Annotated in this window: 19 protein-coding genes and 2 pseudogenes; 16 read left to right on the plus strand and 5 right to left on the minus strand. The window is 53.6% G+C overall.

Annotated elements, in window-relative coordinates:
- The first annotated feature begins 9 nt into the window (after nt 1-9).
- Complete coding sequence (gene yjdI / locus HV350_RS04705; RefSeq protein ID WP_016154303.1) at nt 10-240, plus strand: 4Fe-4S mono-cluster protein YjdI; 231 nt, start codon at nt 10-12, stop codon at nt 238-240.
- A gap of 11 nt (nt 241-251) precedes the next feature.
- Nucleotides 252-524 (plus strand): GNAT family N-acetyltransferase, encoded by a 273-nt coding sequence (locus tag HV350_RS04710; RefSeq protein ID WP_016154302.1) that lies wholly within the window; start codon nt 252-254, stop codon nt 522-524.
- A 42-nt stretch (nt 525-566) separates the two neighbouring features.
- On the opposite strand, the gene HV350_RS04715 is transcribed toward HV350_RS04710, so the two are convergent.
- Entirely contained in the window at nt 567-1496 is a 930-nt protein-coding gene (locus HV350_RS04715) for a LysR substrate-binding domain-containing protein (protein WP_181629900.1), read from the minus strand.
- Nucleotides 1497-1887: 391 nt separating this feature from the next.
- On the opposite strand from HV350_RS04715, the gene HV350_RS04720 reads away from it, so the two are divergent.
- The 9 genes and pseudogenes from HV350_RS04720 to HV350_RS04760 all read left to right on the plus strand — a co-directional run bounded on the left by HV350_RS04720 (nt 1888) and on the right by HV350_RS04760 (nt 11546).
- The gene (locus tag HV350_RS04720; protein ID WP_181629902.1) at nt 1888-2493 is read left to right on the plus strand and encodes an ankyrin repeat domain-containing protein; all 606 of its coding nucleotides are present in this window, start codon (nt 1888-1890) and stop codon (nt 2491-2493) included.
- A 126-nt stretch (nt 2494-2619) separates the two neighbouring features.
- Nucleotides 2620-3198 (plus strand): annotated as a pseudogene (locus tag HV350_RS04725) (DUF2877 domain-containing protein); the annotation flags it as partial.
- A 101-nt stretch (nt 3199-3299) separates the two neighbouring features.
- Nucleotides 3300-4331: an IS630-like element ISEc33 family transposase gene (locus HV350_RS04730; protein WP_046092923.1), complete on the plus strand. Its 1032-nt coding sequence runs from the start codon at nt 3300-3302 to the stop codon at nt 4329-4331.
- Between the two features lie 19 nt (nt 4332-4350).
- Nucleotides 4351-4563, plus strand: a pseudogene (locus HV350_RS04735) (DUF2877 domain-containing protein); the annotation flags it as partial.
- Nucleotides 4541-6088, plus strand: coding sequence for an acyl-CoA synthetase FdrA (fdrA, locus tag HV350_RS04740; RefSeq protein WP_016157393.1), 1548 nt, complete (start codon nt 4541-4543; stop codon nt 6086-6088). The pseudogene HV350_RS04735 and the gene fdrA, both read left to right, overlap by 23 nt.
- Entirely contained in the window at nt 6088-7506 is a 1419-nt protein-coding gene (locus HV350_RS04745; RefSeq protein WP_016154297.1) for a DUF1116 domain-containing protein, read from the plus strand. Before fdrA ends, HV350_RS04745 begins: the two co-directional genes overlap by 1 nt.
- A 117-nt stretch (nt 7507-7623) precedes the next feature.
- Nucleotides 7624-9174, plus strand: a complete 1551-nt coding sequence (locus HV350_RS04750; RefSeq protein ID WP_016154296.1) for a hypothetical protein — start codon at nt 7624-7626, stop codon at nt 9172-9174.
- Between the two features lie 26 nt (nt 9175-9200).
- Nucleotides 9201-10151, plus strand: a complete 951-nt coding sequence (locus HV350_RS04755; protein ID WP_181629904.1) for a carbamate kinase family protein — start codon at nt 9201-9203, stop codon at nt 10149-10151.
- A gap of 12 nt (nt 10152-10163) precedes the next feature.
- Nucleotides 10164-11546: an amidohydrolase family protein gene (locus HV350_RS04760; protein ID WP_181629906.1), complete on the plus strand. Its 1383-nt coding sequence runs from the start codon at nt 10164-10166 to the stop codon at nt 11544-11546.
- A gap of 45 nt (nt 11547-11591) precedes the next feature.
- Here the strand turns inward: HV350_RS04760 and HV350_RS04765 are convergent, their stop codons facing one another.
- A complete protein-coding gene (locus HV350_RS04765) occupies nt 11592-12467 on the minus strand; it encodes a nickel/cobalt efflux protein RcnA (protein ID WP_181629908.1) in 876 nt (291 codons plus the stop codon).
- A gap of 120 nt (nt 12468-12587) precedes the next feature.
- On the opposite strand from HV350_RS04765, the gene rcnR reads away from it, so the two are divergent.
- Nucleotides 12588-12860 carry a Ni(II)/Co(II)-binding transcriptional repressor RcnR gene (gene rcnR / locus HV350_RS04770; protein WP_016154292.1) on the plus strand — a complete coding sequence of 91 codons (273 nt, stop codon included), beginning with the start codon at nt 12588-12590 and terminating at the stop codon, nt 12858-12860.
- Between the two features lie 53 nt (nt 12861-12913).
- Here the strand turns inward: rcnR and HV350_RS04775 are convergent, their stop codons facing one another.
- A complete protein-coding gene (locus HV350_RS04775) occupies nt 12914-14143 on the minus strand; it encodes an amino acid permease (protein ID WP_029139645.1) in 1230 nt (409 codons plus the stop codon).
- Nucleotides 14144-14285: 142 nt separating this feature from the next.
- Nucleotides 14286-14741 (minus strand): multidrug/biocide efflux PACE transporter, encoded by a 456-nt coding sequence (locus tag HV350_RS04780; protein WP_016154290.1) that lies wholly within the window; start codon nt 14739-14741, stop codon nt 14286-14288.
- Nucleotides 14742-14842: 101 nt separating this feature from the next.
- Between HV350_RS04780 and HV350_RS04785 the strand changes: the two genes are divergently transcribed.
- The 4 genes from HV350_RS04785 (at nt 14843) to kduD (ending at nt 19148) form a co-directional block, all read left to right on the plus strand.
- Nucleotides 14843-15727, plus strand: a complete 885-nt coding sequence (locus HV350_RS04785; RefSeq protein WP_047357807.1) for a LysR family transcriptional regulator — start codon at nt 14843-14845, stop codon at nt 15725-15727.
- A gap of 102 nt (nt 15728-15829) precedes the next feature.
- Complete coding sequence (locus HV350_RS04790) at nt 15830-17008, plus strand: acetyl-CoA C-acetyltransferase (RefSeq protein WP_049282192.1); 1179 nt, start codon at nt 15830-15832, stop codon at nt 17006-17008.
- Between the two features lie 484 nt (nt 17009-17492).
- The gene (kduI, locus tag HV350_RS04795; protein WP_016154287.1) at nt 17493-18329 is read left to right on the plus strand and encodes a 5-dehydro-4-deoxy-D-glucuronate isomerase; all 837 of its coding nucleotides are present in this window, start codon (nt 17493-17495) and stop codon (nt 18327-18329) included.
- A gap of 57 nt (nt 18330-18386) precedes the next feature.
- Complete coding sequence (kduD, locus tag HV350_RS04800) at nt 18387-19148, plus strand: 2-dehydro-3-deoxy-D-gluconate 5-dehydrogenase KduD (RefSeq protein ID WP_016154286.1); 762 nt, start codon at nt 18387-18389, stop codon at nt 19146-19148.
- Nucleotides 19149-19292: 144 nt separating this feature from the next.
- Here kduD and HV350_RS04805 read toward each other — a convergent pair whose 3' ends face one another.
- Nucleotides 19293-19619: a cupin domain-containing protein gene (locus tag HV350_RS04805; protein ID WP_019077609.1), complete on the minus strand. Its 327-nt coding sequence runs from the start codon at nt 19617-19619 to the stop codon at nt 19293-19295.
- Between the last annotated feature and the right edge of the window lie 16 nt (nt 19620-19635).

Below are 19635 nucleotides of genomic sequence, written 5' to 3' on the forward strand. Positions count from 1 at the left end.
GGCAATGTCGTGGATAAGGAACTACTGGATGCCGGTTACCGGGCCTATACCGGTGAGAAGATTGACGTCTACTTCAATACGGCGATATGTCAACATTCGGGCAACTGCGTGCGGGGAAGCGCAGCGCTTTTTAACCTGAAGCGTAAACCGTGGATCATTCCGGATGAAGTGGATGTCGCGACGGTCATTAAAGTGATTGATACCTGTCCGAGCGGTGCGCTGAAATATCGCCAGAAATGAGTGAGGGGACCATGGAAATTCTTGTAGGCCACAACAAATTTTATGTTAACGATGCCGAAGGCAATCAGGTTGCCGAGATTGTCTTCGTGCCGACGGGTGAGCATCTGAGCATCATTGAACATACCGATGTCGACCCCAGCCTGAAAGGCCAGGGAGTCGGTAAACTGCTGGTGGCGAAGGTGGTGGAGAAAATGCGCGCCGAAAACCGCAAAGTTATTCCGCTGTGCCCGTTTGCCAAACATGAGTTTGATAAAACCCGCGAGTACGACGATATTCGCGCCTGATAATCTTACGTACGCCGGAAGGCATGACCGCCGTCCGGCGCATCACTGCCGATGCAGCAAATCCTGATAAATTCCCGTCAATACCCCTTGTGGGCCAAACTCTTTTTTAATCCACTGGGTTACACGACCGGTGGCCGAATGCTGGGTCGCCAGCAGCATCCGTGAATCCTGACGCGGGTTGTGGATCTGCCGCGTGACCAGCAACGACTTTTCCATCGCCTCGCGCACCATATAGTCCGGCAGAAAACCGATGCCCTCACCCAGGATCTGGCACTGGCATTTGGTATTAAAATCAGGAACCAGAATCGACTCCTGTCCGTGTAACAGCCAGCCGACCTTCTTGTTGATGGTGTGCGCGGTGTCTTCCACCATGATGTTCGGGTACAGGCGCAGCTGGCTCTCAGAAATCGGTTCAGGCATAAAAGCCAGCGGATGATCCGGGGCAATCGCAAACGACCAACGGATCGCGCCGATCTCGGTGTAATCAATCCCCCCGCCGTCCAGTAACGTATCCGGCGCGCCGATAGCGATGTTGGCGAGGTTGTTAATGATTGAATCCCAGACGCCGTTATATACCTCGGTGGTGACGGTTATCTGGCAGGTTGGAAACTGTTTCTTGAGTACCTGCAGCAGTCGTGCCGTATGTTGAGGGGTATACAACAGTTGATTAATACAGATGCGTACCCGGGCTTCAATGCCCTGAGCAATGGTATCTATACTGCGCTTGATGGCGTGGAAATCGTTGAGCAGGTCGGTCGCCTTGCGAAACAGATAGCGTCCGGACTCGGTCAGCTCAATGCTGCGGGTACTGCGGGTAAACAGCACCACGTCGAGCCCCACCTCCATGCGCTTAATGGTGTAACTAATTGCTGATGTGGTTAAGCCAAGTTCCTCAGCCGCCTTGCTGAAGCTGCTGTAGCGGGCTGCCATCGTAAATGCCAGCAGGTTTTCCTCGGTAAAAATTGAATTCATCTTCCTCCCCTCCGGCGACAAACGCGCATCTGCGACGCGATGATTGTTGAATGTATTTGTAATCCTTATGCAGAGCAATCAGTTTTGAACAGAATTTAACACTAGTTTTACAATTGATTTGAAGGCAATCACACTTCTGTATATTAATTGCAGGCCGCTATCCGTGTAGCATCACGCCTGATTTTCCTGACAACTGATTAATGGCTAAAAGCGGCTCTGTCATAAGGAAAAGATTGCACTACAGCACGTTTTGTTCTCATTGTTAAATTTGATTCAATAATCGACACGCTTACGATGAATGAAATTTAAGCGGATATTATTCTCTGCACTCTGTTGCTATTCTCAGCTTATCGGATATTTAAAAAGTCTAAAAAACTGCAGGAGAGCGATTATGTCAGAGAAAGAACTCATTACTGAATTTCTGCTGGCGGCAGAGCAGGGTGATGCCGATGGATTAAAATCCTGCCTGGCAAAAAATGTGGATATTAATGCCACTAACCGCCAGGGGCGCACTGCCATAATTATTGCCAGCCTGAATAAACATTATGACTGTGTTTCTTTATTGATTGCCGCCGGTGCCGATATTAATAAACAGGATCAAACCTGTTTTAATCCATTTCTGATTAGCTGTCTGACTAACGATTTAACGCTGCTGCGTACCGTATTACCGGCCAATCCCGATCTCAATTGCCTGAGCCGTTTTGGCGGTGTCGGTATTACGCCTGCCAGCGAAAAAGGTCATGTAGAGATCGTGCGCGAACTGCTGCTGCGTACCGATATCAATGTTAATCATACCAACTTTGTCGGCTGGACGCCGTTACTGGAAGCCATCGTGCTTAATGACGGCGGTGCGAAACAGCAGGAAATCGTCAAGCTGCTGCTCGAGCATGGCGCAAACCCGCACATGACGGATAAATACGGTAAAACCCCGCTGGAGCTGGCGCGGGAGAAAGGATACCACGAAATTGCCGAGCTGCTGATTGCGGCCGGAGCCTGACAGAGGAGCGCCACTATCGCCACGCCATCACGGCGATGCGTACGGGCGCTAACCGCAGACGGCGCGTTTCTCGCTTTCCGGGGAACGGGACGGGTTGAACAGGTTTTTTCCCGTGCGGTAAACCTGTTGATACCTGAACAGCAGCGGTTGCTGACGTTACTGAGTGAAGGTTGTGATAACGCGCCTAACAGCTGTCGGCTGGCGCTGACGCATTGTGAAGAGCTGTTTCACCCCGGTGAGAGAGTCAGTTTTACCGAATCGGGGATAGCCGTTGGCAACGATAAATGGATAGAAACTTCCGGTTGTCTGCCGTGGCGCATACCACGGTGGAGGCTTGATGCAATAAGCCTTGCTGCAATCCGCTGGCTGCGCTGGGAAGAGGTTATCCGCCAACAGCTAAGAAGCGCTGACACATTATTTCTGTACCAGGGTGATAACCCGTTTTATCTGGAAATCACCCGTCAATTACTGAGTCGCCGACAAACATTACTGGCGGCGTTGCATACAGGAGAAAATATCTCTACAGCGGTCAGCCATTTAATTGGTCTGGGGATTGGTCTGACGCCTTCATCTGATGATTATTTAGTGGGCTTAAGCACTATTTTATTTATTCCTGGACATCCGCTGGGGAAATATCGTGATGACTTTTTAGCAGCCTTACAATGTGCCGGAAATAATACCACGCTACTCAGCAAAATAACGCTAAATAGATGCGCGGAATAGTAGATCACTGAAAGGGAACTCAGCCCGGATTGTGCGATCTGATCAATCGCCAAACCAACCAAAACCACCAACCGGACTGAGCGATGCCGATCATAGCACCAATACCCCGTGGCGAACGACGCCTGATGCAGAAAGCTATTCATAAAACGCGCGATAAAAATCATGCCCGCAGACTCACGGCCATGCTGATGCTTCATCGGGGTGAACGGGTCAGCGATGTTGCCAGAACTCTCTGTTGTGCTCGTTCATCCGTTGGTCGCTGGATTAACTGGTTTACGCACTCAGGTATTGAAGGCCTGAAATCCTTACCCGCAGGGCGCTCCCGACGCTGGCCTTTTGAACATATCTGCACCCTGTTACGTGAGCTGATAAAGCATTCTCCCGGCGATTTTGGTTATCAACGTTCACGCTGGAGCACCGAATTACTGGCAATAAAAATCAATGAGATAACCGGTTGCCAGTTACATGCAGGAACCGTTCGCCGCTGGTTGCCATCTGCGGGGCTTGTATGGCGCAGGGCCGCGCCAACTCTGCGTATCCGTGACCCACATAAAGATGAAAAGATGGCGGTAATCCACAAAGCGCTGGATGAATGCAGCGCAGAGCATCCGGTATTTTATGAAGATGAAGTGGATATCCACCTTAATCCTAAAATCGGTGCGGACTGGCAGTTGCGCGGACAGCAGAAACGGGTAGTGACGCCGGGGCAGAACGAAAAATACTATCTGGCCGGCGCACTGCACAGTGGCACGGGTAAAGTCAGCTACGTGGGCGGCAACAGCAAAAGTTCAGCGCTGTTTATCGCTCTGCTGAAGCACCTGAAAGCCACTTACCGGCGGGCGAAAACAATCACGCTGATCGTTGATAACTACATTATCCATAAAAGCCGCGAAACACAGCGCTGGTTGAAAGCAAATCCCAAGTTCAGGGTAATTTACCAGCCGGTTTACTCGCCGTGGGTGAATCATGTGGAACGGCTATGGCAGGCACTTCATGACACGATAACCCGTAATCATCAGTGCCGCTCAATGTGGCAGTTACTGAAAAAGGTCCGCCATTTTATGGAAACCGCCAGCCCATTCCCCGGAGGAAAACATGGTCAGGCAAAAGTGTAGCGGTATTAGGCGCAGCTATTTAGAGGAAGCCTTTCATCAACGTTATCGGGAAAGCGTTGGACGGCTGCTGAACCATATTATTACTGAGCAACAACCCGTTTCTACGCAATATATTACTGACATTAAAAATATCGGCTCAAGTTCTGGCTGCGACATGCTGTATGGCATGGCGGATGCCTGCGCCCTGAGCCACAGGTCCGGAGGGAATTATGTCGATCAGGATAGTTGTTAAAAAGAACACGTATTTTGATTCTGTCTCACTGATGTCTATCTCCACACGCGCAAATAAGCTCGATGGCGTTGAGCAGGCGTTCGTGGCTATGGCGACAGAAATGAATAAGGGCGTACTGAAGAATCTCGGTCTGCTCACGCCTGAACTTGAAGAGGCGAAAAGTGGCGACCTGATGATTGTCATTAAAGGCGCCAGCGAGGCGGCGAACGATCAGACGCTGGTGGCGATTGAAGATTTGTTTACGCATAAAGAGCAGGGGGGGCAGCATGAAGCGCGCTATGCCACGCTTGCCAGTGCGAAGAAGCATGTTCCTGACAGCAACCTGGCGGTGATCTCGGTCAATGGTCTGTTTGCCGCGCGTGAAGCGCGTCAGGCGCTGCAAAATAACCTCAACGTGATGCTGTTCTCTGACAACGTCTCTCTTGAAGACGAACTGGCGCTCAAGCAGCTGGCGCATGAAAAAGGGCTGCTGATGATGGGGCCCGATTGCGGAACCGCCATTATTAACGGCGCGGCGCTGTGTTTTGGCAATGCGGTGCGTCGCGGCAACATCGGAATTGTTGGCGCCTCCGGTACCGGTAGCCAGGAGCTGAGCGTACGCATTCACGAGTTTGGCGGCGGGATTTCCCAACTGATTGGCACCGGTGGACGCGATCTGAGCGAAAAGATTGGCGGCCTGATGATGCTTGACGCGATTGGTATGCTGGAGGCCGATCCGCAAACCGAGATCATCGCGCTTATCTCCAAACCTCCTGCGCCAACAGTAGCGCGCAAGGTGCTGGAACGTGCGCGCGCCTGCCATAAGCCCGTCGTGGTGTGTTTCCTCGGACGTGAAGCCGCGCCTGCGGATGAAAACGGTCTGCTGTTTGCACGCGGCACTAAAGAGGCGGCGCTGAAAGCGGTACTGCTGACTGGCGTGAAAAAAGAGAGTCTGGATCTGCATCCGCTCAACTGGCCGCTGATTGAAGAGGTCCGCGCCCGCCTGACCCCGCAGCAAAAGTACATTCGCGGCTTGTTCTGTGGCGGCACGCTGTGCGATGAGGCGATGTTTGCTGCCATGGAAAAACATGCAGAAGTTTACAGCAACATTCATCCGGATCCGGCTTTTCGCCTGACAGATCTCAACCGCAGCGTGGGACATACCTTCCTTGATTTCGGAGATGACGATTTTACCAACGGTAAACCGCACCCGATGATCGATCCAACCAACCGCATTAGTCGTCTGTTGCAGGAAGCACGCGATCCTGAAGTCGGCGTGATCGTTATGGACTTTGTTCTTGGATATGGATCACATGAAGATCCGGTTGGCGTGATGATCGAGGCGATCGTCGAAGCCAAAGCGATCGCCGCCGCAGAGGGGCGTCCGCTTGAGATCCTCGGCTACGTGCTGGGAACCGATCTCGATACGCCGTCGCTGGAAAAACAGTGCCAGATGCTGACCGATGCAGGTGTGATCTGGGCGAGCAGTAGCACCAATACCGGATTGCTGGCGCGTGAATTTATCTGTAAAGGGGAGGAAGCCTGATGAGCCAGACACTGTTTAACCAGCCGCTGAACGTGATTAACGTCGGCATCGCGATGTTCAGCGATGACCTGAAAAAGCAGAATGTTCCCGTGACCCAGCTCGACTGGACACCGCCGGGCCAGGGCAACATGCAGGTCGTGGCCGCACTGGACGAAATTGCCGATTCGCCGCTGGCTGACAAAATCGCTGCCGCTAACCAGCAGGCGCTGGAACGCATTATCCAGTCGCATCCGGTGCTGATTGGCTATGACCAGGCGATCAACGTCGTGCCGGGCATGACCCGCAACACCATCCTGCACGCCGGACCGCCAATCTGCTGGGAAAAAATGTGCGGCGCAATGAAGGGCGCGGTCACCGGGGCTTTGGTGTTTGAAGGGCTGGCGAAAGATCTGGATGAAGCCGCCGACCTGGCCGCCTCGGGTGAAATCATCTTCTCACCGTGCCACGAGCATGACTGTGTCGGTTCGATGGCGGGTGTAACGTCGGCGTCGATGTTTATGCACATCGTCGAGAACAAAACCTACGGCAACCGCGCATACACCAATATGAGCGAGCAGATGGCGAAGATCCTGCGCATGGGCGCGAACGATCAGAGCGTTATCGATCGCCTGAACTGGATGCGCGATGTGATGGGACCGATGCTGCGCGACGCCATGAAGCTGGCGGGCGAAATCGATCTGCGCCTGATGCTGGCGCAGGCGCTGCACATGGGCGATGAGTGCCATAACCGCAACAACGCCGGGACGGCGCTACTGATACAGGCACTGACGCCGTGGATTATTCAGACCGGCTATCCGGTTGAGCAGCAGCGTGAGGTATTCGAGTTCGTCCTCAGCAGCGATTACTTCTCCGGACCGACCTGGATGGCGATGTGTAAAGCCGCAATGGACGCCGCACACGGGATCGAATACAGCACCGTAGTCACGACGATGGCGCGTAACGGCGTTGAATTCGGTCTGCGCATCAGCGGCTTACCGGGTCAGTGGTTTACCGGCCCGGCGCAGCAGGTGATTGGCCCGATGTTTGCGGGCTATAAGCCCGAAGATTCCGGACGTGATATCGGTGATAGCGCAATTACCGAAACCTACGGCATCGGCGGTTTTGCCATGGCCACGGCACCGGCCATCGTGGCGCTGGTGGGCGGTACGGTTGAAGAGGCGGTCGATTTCTCTCGCCAGATGCGTGAAATCACTCTCGGCGAAAACCCCAACGTTACCATTCCGTTACTTGGTTTTATGGGCGTACCGACCGCTATCGACATTACGCGCGTGGGTAGCACCGGCATTCTGCCGGTGATTAACACCGCAATTGCGCACAAAGATGCGGGGATCGGCATGATCGGCGCCGGAATAGTCCATCCGCCGTTCGCCTGTTTTGAAAAGGCGATCCTCAACTGGCGCGACCGCTACTGCCAATAACAACAATCGGGGCTAACGCTGTTGGCCCCACAGTAGCGAAGCGAAAAACGTTGCTTACCTGCAGGGCTGGGCGATCCCCGGGATCGCAAACGATGCTTAACCTGTTAAGGATATTCCATGAACAGCATAAAACTAGAATGGAAACGTGGTGACTGGGCTGCTTACTTTGGGCTGATGACCAACAACCTGACTAACCTGCTGACAATGATGGGGCTGCTCATTTTTGTCGTCGGGATCCCTACCGAAATTGTCTATGGTCGCATTGCGCCTGCCTTTGGTCTGGCGGTGCTGGTGGCCAGCGTCTGCTACGCCTGGTTTGGCCTGCAGATGGCAAAGCACACCGGGCGTAAAGACGTGACGGCGCTACCGTCCGGGCCGAGCGCACCGTCAATTTTTACCGTGACCTTCCTGGTGCTAATGCCGGTATATCAGCAAACCAAAGATGCCAACTTTGCTATCCAGATAGCCCTGGTGTGGTGCTTTGTAGAAGCGTTGATCCTGGTCGGCGGCTCCTTCCTGGGCGAGACCATCCGCAAGATGATCCCGCGTACGGTATTACTTTCTTGTCTGTCCGGTCTGGGACTGTTGCTGCTGGCGATGAACCCGATGCTGCAGGCATTTGAAGCGCCGACCGTCTCTTTCATCGTCTTGTTGTTGATCTTCATTAACTGGTTCGGTAAGAAGCCGATTTTTGCCCGCATCCCCACCGGTTTGCTGCTGCTGATTGCCGGTACAGCGTTGGCGTGGATCTCCGGTTTGCAAAGCCCGGAAGCCATTAAATCTTCGATGTCTTCCTTTGGCTTCAACCCGCCGGAAATCCATGTCGACAGCTTCCTGCAGGGTTTGCCGCACGCGCTGCCGTACCTGGCTTCTGCGGTTCCTCTGGGTCTGGCGAACTACATTTTTGACCTTGAGAACATTGAAAGTGCGCATGCGGCGGGTGATGAGTACAACACCCGTAAAGTCATGATGGCGAACGGTTTTGCCTCCATGCTCGGCTGCATGCTGGGCAACCCATTCCCGGTGACCGTATATGTTGGGCATGCGGGCTGGAAAGCGATGGGGGCCAGCATCGGCTATACCCTCGCTTCAGGCATCACCATGTTCCTGGTACCGCTGTTTGGGCTGGGGGCGTTTATGCTCGCGATTATTCCGATGACTGCGATAGTGCCGATTCTGGTGTTTATCGGCGTGGTGACCGCCAACCAGGTGGTGCGAGAGACGCCCAAAGTCGAGGTTCCCGTTATCTTTATCTGCTTGTTCCCGTGGATCGCTAACTGGGCGTTGACCATCGTCAACAGCGTGATGGGCGCCGCCGGAACATCCGCGGGGAAACTGGGTAGCGACCTGCTGCACAGCAAAGGTGTCTATTACGATGGGCTGGTGCATCTGGGAAGCGGCGCGCCGCTGGCCAGTATGCTGTGGGGCTGCGTCGCTATCTTCGCCATTATGAATAAGCCGCTGCGTGGGGCGATTGCCGCAGCTTTTGGCGCGCTGTTATCGCTGTTTGGTGTGATCCACTCTCCGGCGGTTGGCTTTGCAGAAGGCAGTTCGATGATGTTTGTTGTGGCCTACCTGATGATGAGCGGCATGTTTGTCCTCAAGCATGTTCTTGATAGCCGTGAAGCGGTGACTGCGCCTGAGCAGGAACCGACGAAAACGACCTGAATCGCCTGTAAGCGGAAGATAACACTATGAAAGAACTTGTGGTCGTTGCCATTGGCGGCAACAGCATTATCAAAGATAACGCCAGCCAGTCGATTGAGCACCAGGCTGAAGCGGTGAAAGCGGTGGCGGACACGGTGCTGGAGATGTTGGCATCGGACTACAACATTGTGCTGACGCACGGAAACGGGCCGCAGGTGGGGCTGGATCTGCGGCGTGCGGAAATCGCGCATGAGCGTGAAGGGTTGCCGCTCACCCCGCTGGCAAACTGCGTCGCCGATACGCAGGGCGGGATCGGCTATCTGATCCAACAGGCGCTGAACAACCGCCTGGCGCGGCGCGGTGAGCAGAAGGCGGTTACGGTGGTCACGCAGGTGGAGGTCGACAAAAACGATCCGGGCTTCGCTAACCCGACCAAGCCTATCGGCGCGTTCTTTAGCGAAGCGCAGCGCGATGAACTGCAGCGGGCCAATCCGGGCTGGCGCTTTGTTGAAGATTCGGGACGCGGCTACCGCCGGGTCGTCGCCTCTCCGGAACCGAAGCGTATTGTCGAGGCGGAGGCGATCAAAACGCTGACCCAGCAAGGTTTTGTGGTGATTGGCGCGGGGGGCGGTGGGATCCCGGTGGTGCGTAGCGATCAGGGGGATTATCAGAGCGTGGATGCGGTGATTGATAAAGATCTCTCCACGGCTCTGCTGGCGCAGGAGATCCGCGCTGACATTCTGGTGATCACCACCGGCGTCGAACAGGTCTGTATTCATTTTGGCAAACCCAACCAGCAGGTGCTGGATAAGGTGGATGTCGCAACGATGACCCGTTACATGCAGGAGGGACATTTCCCGCCGGGGAGCATGTTACCCAAAATCGTTGCCAGTCTGGCGTTCCTGGCGCGTGGCGGTAAGCGAGTGATCATCACCACGCCGGAATGCCTGCCGGCCGCACTACGCGGCGAAACGGGCACCCATATTGTCCAATCCTGAGAGGAAATGTGAATGAAGGAAAGTAACAGCCGCCGTGACTTTTTAAGTCAGAGCGGAAAAATGGTGACCGCTGCCGCGCTGTTTGGCGCAGTGGCTCCGGTCGCGTATGCTGCTAATCCTGTCGGGAACACCTGCGGGGCGAAGAGCACAATGACGATTAACGATAAGCACTATTACCTGGATAACGTCCTGCTGGAAGCGGGTTTTGATTACGAAAACTCGGTGGTGTTGCATACCCGTACCGCGCTGCAAACCGTTGAAATTCAGGACGGGAAAATTGTTGCACTGCGTGAGAATAAGCAGCATCCGGATGCGACGCTGCCGCACTACGATGCGGGTGGAAAGCTGATGCTGCCCGCCATGCGCGACATGCACATCCATCTGGATAAAACCTTTTACGGCGGTCCCTGGCGTTCGCTGAATCGCCCGGCTGGCACCACCATTCAGGATATGATCCGCCTTGAGCAAAAGCTGCTGCCTGAACTCCAGCCTTACACGCAGGAGCGCGCGGAAAAGCTCATCGATCTGCTGCAATCAAAAGGCACCTCGATCGCCCGCAGCCACTGCAATATCGAACCGGTTTCCGGGCTGAAAAACCTGGAAAATCTGCAGGCGGTGCTGGCGCGTCGCCAGCCGGGTTTTGCCTGTGAAATCGTGGCGTTTCCGCAGCATGGCCTGCTGTTATCGAAGTCTGAACCGTTGATGCGTGAAGCAATGCAGGCGGGGGCGCATTACGTCGGCGGTCTGGACCCAACCAGCGTGGACGGGGCGATGGAAAAATCCCTCGACACCATGTTCCAGATTGCGCTGGATTACGATAAAGGCGTGGATATCCATCTGCATGAAACCAGCCCGGCGGGCGTTGCGGCGGTGAATTACATGGTGGAAACGGTGGAGAAAACGCCGCAGTTGAAGGGCAAACTGACCATCAGTCACGCATTTGCGCTGGCAACGCTGAACGAACAGCAGGTGGATGCGCTGGCGAGCCGCATGGCGGCGCAGCAGATTACCATTGCCTCGACGGTGCCGATCGGAACCTTGCATATGCCGCTCAAGCAGTTGCGTGACAAAGGCGTGGAAGTGATTACCGGGACCGACAGTGTGATTGACCATTGGTCGCCGTACGGGCTTGGAGACATGCTGGAGAAGGCGAATCTGTACGCGCAGCTGTATATTCGTCCCAATGAACTCAACCTGTCGCGAGCGCTGTTCCTCGCCACCGGCGATGTGCTGCCGCTTAACGATAAAGGTGAGCGCGTCTGGCCGAAGGCGCAGGATGAAGCCAGCTTTGTACTGGTGGATGCCTCCTGCTCAGCGGAAGCGGTCGCGCGAATCTCCCCACGCACCGCGACCTTCCATAAAGGCCAACTGGTGTGGGGGAACGTCGCAAGCTAGCCTAGTTTGATGCGCAGCGGCAATCGCAGCTGCGCTCTCTGCTCGTTATCCGACGATCCCCATATAGCCGTGAATCCCCATATATAAGCCGACCATCGCGATGAGCGCGCTGGAAAAATAGGGGGCTTTGCGTGCCAGTGTGTTAAATCCGTTCCAGCGTTTGGCCGCCTGCTGCACGCTGATTGCCGCTCCCACGCCAACCGTTACCAGCGTTAGCGCCAGCCCGAGGCTGAAGCACAGCACCATGGTGGCACCCAGCGTGAAGGCTTTGAGCTGGATGCAAATCAGCAGTACCGTAATGGCGGCAGGGCAGGGGATCAACCCGCCGGTCAGACCAAACAATAATATTTGGCCGTTGGTGACCTCTTTGCCTGCAAAGCGGCGCTGAATATCGGTAGCATGTGCCCGCTCGTGGGCGTCCTGATACGCTTTTGAATCTTCGCTCAGCCCTGCTAACGCAGCATGGTTATGATCGTGGTCGTGGTCATGTTCGTGATGATGGTGGTGAGCTTCACCGTGGTTATGATGGTGGTGATGGTCATCATGATCGTGGTCATGATGCGTCTGGGTCAGCCAGTTCTGTTCTCCCTGCCAGGTTCGCCAGAACATCCAGAATGCGGTCCCGAGAATAATAATCGCCGAGACAAACTGCAGCCAGGGCTCAACGGCCTGGGCAGTAAACGCTTTGCTGATATACATCCCACCGAGCGCAATCAGCCATACCACTGCGGTATGCGACAACGTTGCCGCCAGCCCCAGCATCACCGCCTGTTTGATGGTCCCCTTAATGGCAATAATAAAGGCCGCCATCATCGTCTTGGAATGCCCCGGTTCCAGACCGTGTAACACTCCTAATAGAATCGCGCTGGGAATGAAAAACCAGGCGTTGCCTTGCTGAAGAAGCGTAGAAAACTCACCCATGAGAATGATTCTTAGTTGTTTAATTTTGCCAGATTCTACTCCCCCCCAGTATTAAATACTACCCCCCAGTAGAATGACGATGGTATTGTCGCTCCAGCCAGACGTTGAAAAGGTATTGCTATGTCACATACGATCCGCGACAAACAAAAGCTGAAAGCCCGAGCCAGTAAGATTCAGGGGCAGGTAGCGGCGTTGAAAACCATGCTGGATGAACCGCATGAATGCGCGGCGGTATTGCAGCAAATAGCGGCGATCCGCGGTGCGGTAAACGGGTTAATGCGCGAGGTGATTAAAGGTCATCTGACCGAGCACATTGTGCATCAGGGCGATGAAATTAAGCGCGAAGAAGATTTGGATGTGGTTTTGAAAGTACTCGATTCGTACATCAAATAAGTCAGTTTAACGGCTCATCCACATACTGATGAATGAGCCGTTAAAAACACGTTCTAGCCAAAAAACATCACAGATACGCACAGCAGACCGACAATCAGGGTGATCAGATTACCCACTGAACGGTACGGCTTTAGCGCCGGGATCAGATAGGTAGATAATGTCGGCATGATAAACAGAATCATGGCAATCAGCGGCCCGCTAATCGCGTAAATCATTGAAATTGCATTAGGGTTAATGCAGCAAATGATAAACGTAATGGTCGAAACCAGCATAATGGACAGGGCGCGGTTAAAGGCCCGGCTTTTCTTCACTCCCACCTGATGCAACGATGTTTTTACCACCTCGGTTGCCCCTTCAATCACGCCAAAGTAGGTGCCGAGGAACGATTTTGACATCGCCACGACGGCGACAATGATCCCAGAAATCGACAGCCATGCTGGTGCGTTTGGCATCATCGATAGCGCTGACAGAATGGTCACGCCTTCATTCTTCGCGTCCTCGATATAGTTTGTCGGAATCGAAAGCAAACAGCTGAAGACGAAAAACAGCACGCTCAGGCAGATGATGACGTAGGCTACCTTCATGATTTTTTTGCATTTACCCATGGCCTGCTCGCCATATTTCTCACGTCGGTCGATGGCGAACGTCGAGATAATTGGCGTATGGCTAAAAGCGAAAACCATCACGGGAATAGATATCCAAACCTGATGAAGCGTGTGCTGATCGAAAGACATCTGGCCGGTGAGTAGCGTTGGCTGCCAGCTTCCGGTCAGGTAGAGCGAAAGGAACAAAAAGTACGCGATGAGCGGGAACACCAGAAAACCCATTACCCGAATGGTTGCTTGTCGGCCCATCAGAAAAATCAGGTTCAGCACCAGCACCACGCCAAGACTGACCAGCATGCGAACACGCAGATCGATGGCGATATGTTTTGCCAGTTGTTCAGTGAGTGAATTGGTTATCGCCACGGCGTAGATCAGTACCACCACAAAGAAGGCAATAAAATAGAGGGTCGTGATCAGGCTGCCTATCTTTTTGCCGTAGTAGTGCGTAACTGCACCAGTGATCCCTTCACCTGCCGAGGTTTTTGAGGACAGGATAAACTGGCACAGCGCCTTGTGCGGCCAGTAGGTTAAAGGCCAGGCGACGAGTGCGGTGATAAACAGTACCACTGCGCCTGCAGAACCCAGCTGTATGGGGAGGAAGAGGGTTCCTGCGCCGACGGCAGTCCCATATAGTGCGAAGCTCCAGAGAGTCTCTTCTTTTGACCAAAATTTCGACATTATTTGAACGTATCAACTATAAAATAAACAAAAAGAAGCGCAATTTACCACAAATGGCAGGGGCTGGGGGAGGTGTCAACAAGCGGGCGAGTGAATGGATCAAAAGCCGGAACCGAGAAGATTCCGGCTATTGTTTGAATTATCAGGCAGTAACGCGCTGCTGGCGACGCTTCATCACGCGCTCGCGTAAAGTGTCATAAGCCCAGTTATAGAACATAGTGTATGGCAGGAAGAACAGGAAGAAACCTATTTCCAGTGTGAATGCCTGGAGCAGGCTGACGTTCAGCACATACGCCACGATGCTCACCCCGATGACAATAAAACCGCTCTCGAAGCCTAAGGCGTGGAATGCCCGCACTTTAGCCGTACGTTTTACCAGGTGCGACGGCCACAGTCGGTCAAACAGGGCGTTATAAATGATATTCCAGATCATCGCCGTGGTGGCGAGAAGGATGGTCAGTCCGCCCATTTCCAGCACCGAGCGCTGCATCAACCATGCGGTGGTTGGTGCGAGGATCGCGGTGGCAATGCCTTCAAAGCAGACGGCATGAAAAATTCGCTCCAGTAACGAGCGGCGTTGGACTGTATCGTGCTGCATAATCTAAAACCTTCTTTGATGCCCGGATAACGGAATGGTGGCAATTTTATCGTTTTATGTGATATCTAAAAGATAGTATCCATCGATAAAGTAGATAGTTCATGCGTTACTCCCCTGAAGCGTTAACGGCATTTGTGGAGACCGTTTCCTGCGGCTCATTTTCTGCTGCGGCCCGGCGGCTGCGTAAAAGTCAGTCCACCATCAGCACGGCCATTGCGCATCTGGAAGCCGATCTCGGTTTTGCGCTGTTTGACCGCTCATCACGTCAGCCGACGCTAACCGAAGAAGGTAAGCGGGTGCTGGGCTATGTGCAGGCAATTTTGACGGCCAGCGAACGTCTTGATGAGGCAGCAATTTCGCTGTCGGGTGAAACGGAAGCGCGTCTGACCTTCGTTTTGTCTGACACGCTGCACCCGGATGTGCTGGAAGAATTGATGGTGCAGTTTGACCACAAGTTTCCCCATACCGAGTTTGAATGTCTGATTGGCGAAGATGAAGACGTTATCGATCTGCTGCAAAAAGGACGTGCTCAGGTTGGGTTGATCGAAGCGCGGGAGGATTACCCGACCGACATGGGCGTCACGCGTCTGCCGATGCAAACCTGGATGGGATTATACGTTGCGGCATCACATCCACTGGCGACTCAAGAAAAAATGCAGTGGGAACAGCTACATACCTGGCGAGAGCTGCGGCTGAATACCTATCTGGAGAGCGGCACCAACGTGGCGCGCGGCCCCGTCTGGTCGGCGCCTAACTATTTGTTGCTGCTGAGTATGGCGGTGCAGGGATTCGGCTGGTGCGCGCTCCCTTGTGCGCTGGTGGAGGAGTTTGCGGCAGAAAAACCGCTGGTTCAATTGATGCTGCCCGGCTGGCCAAAGGCTATCTCAATCGATCTGCTGTGGAATAAGAAATCACCGCCTGGCGTGGCGGGAAGTTGGCTGCGCGACCATTTACAGCAGAGTGGCGTTCAGATGACCAATAAATGATACGAATTTCCTTTGTGATAAAAATCACCGTTTTTAAACAACCTTGATAACTCTTTTTAACAATCATCTACTATTGCGGTGTTATTTTGCGCTGAGGTGGTGATGAAAGAGGTTGTGATAGTCGGGGCGTTACGGACACCAATCGGCTGCTTCCAGGGGACGCTGGCGCGCCACTCTGCCGTTGAATTAGGTAGCATGGTAGTCAGGGCGTTACTGGAGCGCACGGGCGTGGACGTTCACGCTGTGGATGAAGTGATCCTCGGACAGGTGCTTACCGCTGGTGCCGGGCAAAACCCGGCGCGTCAGTCCGCCATCAATGGTGGGCTACCCAATACCGTCTCCGCCATCACCATTAACGATGTCTGCGGCTCGGGTCTGAAAGCGCTGCATCTGGCGACCCAGGCTATCCAGTGCGGCGAAGCCGACATTGTGATTGCGGGCGGACAAGAGAATATGAGCCGTGCGCCGCATGTCCTTACTGATAGCCGTACCGGCGCACAGTTGGGCAACAGTCAACTGGTCGACAGCCTGGTGCATGACGGCCTGTGGGACGCTTTCAACGATTACCATATGGGCGTTACCGCGGAAAATCTGGCGCGGGAATATGGCATCAGCCGTGAACTGCAGGATGCCTACGCACTGCATTCGCAGCACAAGGCGCGGATGGCAATTGACGCCGGGCGCTTTAAAGATGAAATCGTGCCGGTGGTAACGCAGCGTAATGGGCAATCGTTCGTGGTGGATACCGACGAACAGCCGCGCACCGATGCCAGCGCAGAAGGGCTGGCGCGTCTGGATCCGACCTTTGACAGGCTCGGTTCAGTAACCGCGGGCAACGCGTCATCCATCAATGATGGCGCCGCTGCGGTGATGATGATGAGCGAGGCTAAGGCCCAGGAGCTGGATTTGCCGGTGCTGGCCCGCATTCGTGCCTTTGCCAGCGTCGGGGTCGATCCCGCGCTCATGGGAATTGCGCCGGTGTACGCGACGCGCCGTTGCCTTGAGCGTGTGGGCTGGCAACTGGCTGATGTTGATCTTATCGAGGCCAACGAAGCCTTTGCCGCACAGGCATTGTCCGTTGGAAAAATGCTGGAGTGGGATGAACGGCGAGTGAATGTGAACGGCGGAGCCATTGCGCTTGGTCATCCGATTGGCGCATCTGGCTGCCGTATTCTGGTTTCACTGGTGCATGAAATGGTGAAGCGTCGGGCGCACAAGGGCCTGGCAACGTTATGTATCGGCGGTGGTCAGGGCGTGGCGCTCGCTATCGAGCGAGATTAACCCCCCGAAGTTTTCTCTGCTTAAACGCCTTTCCCGCTGTATATCCCCTGCATCTATAAAAAAGCCCTCCAACAGGAGGGCAAGGCCAGTTACAGAAACATACACTCTAAACTCTGCTAACGTATCAAAACGGCGTTTCATTTCATGTGATTAACAGCGCACTTTGTTAGAAAAGGTGTGTGAACGGCATGTGAGACTGGCTGTATTTTCAATGTGTTATTCCTACCCCTCATGAACTACTCGTGTTTGTTTTTATCTATCTAATTGTTTTAAATGATTTTATTGAAACCATTCCCGCGATTTATATGCGCTAGCGTGATCGCAATTACACTTTTGATAATAAGATGCAGAAAAAGTGAAACGTTGTTTTATTTGCAATTGAAAACCCATTCCGGGAGGGATATCATGAGCGCATAAGATAAAACGGAACAGCGTTTTGCTATTCGTTTAAGCATTCACGGTCAATTTATCACTGGAGGTAAATGTGGACGTAAGACAAAGCATCCATAGTGCGCATGCGAAAACCCTGGACACTCAGGAGCTGCGTAATGAGTTTTTGGTCGAAGAAGTGTTTGTCGCAGATGAATACACCATGGTCTACAGCCACATTGACCGCATCATTGTTGGCGGCATTATGCCAGTGGCCAAAACCGTCTCTGTGGGTGGCGAAGTCGGCAAACAGCTGGGCGTAACCTACTTTCTCGAGCGTCGTGAGCTGGGTGTGATTAACATCGGTGGCCCGGGCACGATTACCGTTGACGGCCAGTGCTATGAAATTGGTCATCGTGACGCGCTGTACGTCGGGAAAGGGGCCAAAGAAGTGGTATTCGCCAGCATTGATACGGCGAAACCAGCGAAGTTTTACTACAACTGCGCGCCGGCCCACACGACTTATCCCACCAAAAAAGTCACGCCAGCAGACGTTGCGCCAGTGACGCTGGGCGATGACCTCACCAGTAACCGTCGTACCATCAACAAATATTTTGTGCCGGATGTGCTGGAAACCTGCCAGTTGAGCATGGGTCTGACCGAACTGGCGCCGGGTAACCTGTGGAACACCATGCCGTGTCATACCCATGAACGTCGTATGGAAGTCTATTTCTATTTCAATATGGAAGAAGATACCTGCGTCTTCCACATGATGGGGCAGCCTCAGGAAACGCGTCATATTGTGATGCACAACGAGCAGGCGGTGATTTCGCCGAGCTGGTCAATTCACTCCGGCGTTGGCACAAAAGCTTATACGTTCATTTGGGGCATGGTAGGCGAAAACCAGGTCTTTGATGATATGGACCATGTAGCGGTCAAAGATCTGCGCTAGTTGCGGGCGATAGCCGTGCCTGCTGCGGCGGGCATTATAAAAAATTAAGGATTTACAATGATTTTGAATGCATTCTCTCTTGAAGGTAAGGTCGCCGTTGTGACCGGTTGTGACACTGGCCTGGGTCAGGGTATGGCGTTGGGTTTGGCTGAAGCGGGCTGCGATATCGTGGGGATCAACATCGTTGAACCGACGGAAACTATCGAACGCGTGACCGCGCTGGGGCGCCGTTTTTTAAGTCTGACCGCCGACCTGCGTCAAATTGACGGCATTCCGGCGCTGCTGGAGCGCGCAGTGGCAGAATTCGGTCATATCGATATTCTGGTCAACAACGCAGGTCTTATCCGTCGTGACGATGCGATCGACTTCAGCGAAAAAGACTGGGACGACGTGATGAACCTGAACATTAAGAGCGTGTTCTTTATGTCTCAGGCCGCGGCGAAGCACTTTATCGCTCAGGGTAACGGCGGAAAAATTATCAACATCGCCTCTATGCTTTCCTTCCAGGGCGGGATCCGCGTGCCGTCTTACACCGCGTCTAAAAGCGGCGTAATGGGCGTCACCCGCCTGATGGCGAATGAGTGGGCTAAACATAACATCAACGTCAACGCAATTGCGCCGGGTTACATGGCGACAAACAACACTCAACAGCTGCGCGCTGATGAGCAGCGTAGCGCAGAAATTCTCGATCGTATCCCGGCGGGGCGTTGGGGTCTGCCGAGTGACTTGATGGGGCCGATTGTGTTCCTGGCATCCAGCGCATCTGACTATATCAACGGCTATACCGTTGCGGTAGACGGCGGTTGGCTGGCGCGTTAATCCGCTTTCCAGAACCGACAAACCCTGCCCTTTGGCAGGTTTTGTCGGTTAAACATAAGGTGAATGTAGCAATACACCGGAGGCGACATATTCATTCCCTCTGGAACAACATTATGCCGCCAGGCAGATTACGAACAGATAAAATTACGCAGGCAGAAAATCTTCGCGCATGGGCGTAAAGGTATCCAGTAGCGTTCCCGGTTTTAAACAGACGCAGCCATGCATAATGTTGGGCTGTTTATATAGGGTATCGCCTGCCCTAACGACATGCTTTTCTTCGCCGATGGTAAATTCAAACTCCCCAGACAAAACGTAAGTCAGCTGCTCATGCGGATGATTGTGCATCGGGCCAATCGCGCCTTGCTCGAAGTTCACCTCAACCGCCATCATTTTACCGTCGTGAGCAAGAATGCGTCGGGTAACGCCATTGCCCAGATTTTCAAGGGTGGTCTCTTTATGAAAAATAAACATCTGGCCTTCCAGTAAT

Origin of the sequence: Citrobacter sp. RHBSTW-01013, assembly GCF_013781985.1 — a bacterium.
Taxonomy (GTDB): domain Bacteria; phylum Pseudomonadota; class Gammaproteobacteria; order Enterobacterales; family Enterobacteriaceae; genus Citrobacter; species Citrobacter braakii.

Excerpts from the sequence above, each read along its gene's own strand:
- fdrA (WP_016157393.1), top strand. The coding sequence starts at position 4,541 with ATGTCGATCAGGATAGTTGTTAAAAAGAACACGTATTTTGATTCTGTC.
- HV350_RS04745 (WP_016154297.1), top strand. The coding sequence starts at position 6,088 with ATGAGCCAGACACTGTTTAACCAGCCGCTGAACGTGATTAACGTCGGC.
- HV350_RS04760 (WP_181629906.1), top strand. The coding sequence starts at position 10,164 with ATGAAGGAAAGTAACAGCCGCCGTGACTTTTTAAGTCAGAGCGGAAAA.
- HV350_RS04730 (WP_046092923.1), top strand. The coding sequence starts at position 3,300 with ATGCCGATCATAGCACCAATACCCCGTGGCGAACGACGCCTGATGCAG.
- HV350_RS04785 (WP_047357807.1), top strand. The coding sequence starts at position 14,843 with ATGCGTTACTCCCCTGAAGCGTTAACGGCATTTGTGGAGACCGTTTCC.
- HV350_RS04750 (WP_016154296.1), top strand. The coding sequence starts at position 7,624 with ATGAACAGCATAAAACTAGAATGGAAACGTGGTGACTGGGCTGCTTAC.
- kduD (WP_016154286.1), top strand. The coding sequence starts at position 18,387 with ATGATTTTGAATGCATTCTCTCTTGAAGGTAAGGTCGCCGTTGTGACC.
- HV350_RS04805 (WP_019077609.1), bottom strand. The coding sequence starts at position 19,619 with ATGTTTATTTTTCATAAAGAGACCACCCTTGAAAATCTGGGCAATGGC.
- HV350_RS04790 (WP_049282192.1), top strand. The coding sequence starts at position 15,830 with ATGAAAGAGGTTGTGATAGTCGGGGCGTTACGGACACCAATCGGCTGC.
- rcnR (WP_016154292.1), top strand. The coding sequence starts at position 12,588 with ATGTCACATACGATCCGCGACAAACAAAAGCTGAAAGCCCGAGCCAGT.
- HV350_RS04775 (WP_029139645.1), bottom strand. The coding sequence starts at position 14,143 with ATGTCGAAATTTTGGTCAAAAGAAGAGACTCTCTGGAGCTTCGCACTA.
- HV350_RS04720 (WP_181629902.1), top strand. The coding sequence starts at position 1,888 with ATGTCAGAGAAAGAACTCATTACTGAATTTCTGCTGGCGGCAGAGCAG.
- HV350_RS04755 (WP_181629904.1), top strand. The coding sequence starts at position 9,201 with ATGAAAGAACTTGTGGTCGTTGCCATTGGCGGCAACAGCATTATCAAA.
- HV350_RS04780 (WP_016154290.1), bottom strand. The coding sequence starts at position 14,741 with ATGCAGCACGATACAGTCCAACGCCGCTCGTTACTGGAGCGAATTTTT.
- HV350_RS04710 (WP_016154302.1), top strand. The coding sequence starts at position 252 with ATGGAAATTCTTGTAGGCCACAACAAATTTTATGTTAACGATGCCGAA.
- HV350_RS04715 (WP_181629900.1), bottom strand. The coding sequence starts at position 1,496 with ATGAATTCAATTTTTACCGAGGAAAACCTGCTGGCATTTACGATGGCA.
- HV350_RS04765 (WP_181629908.1), bottom strand. The coding sequence starts at position 12,467 with ATGGGTGAGTTTTCTACGCTTCTTCAGCAAGGCAACGCCTGGTTTTTC.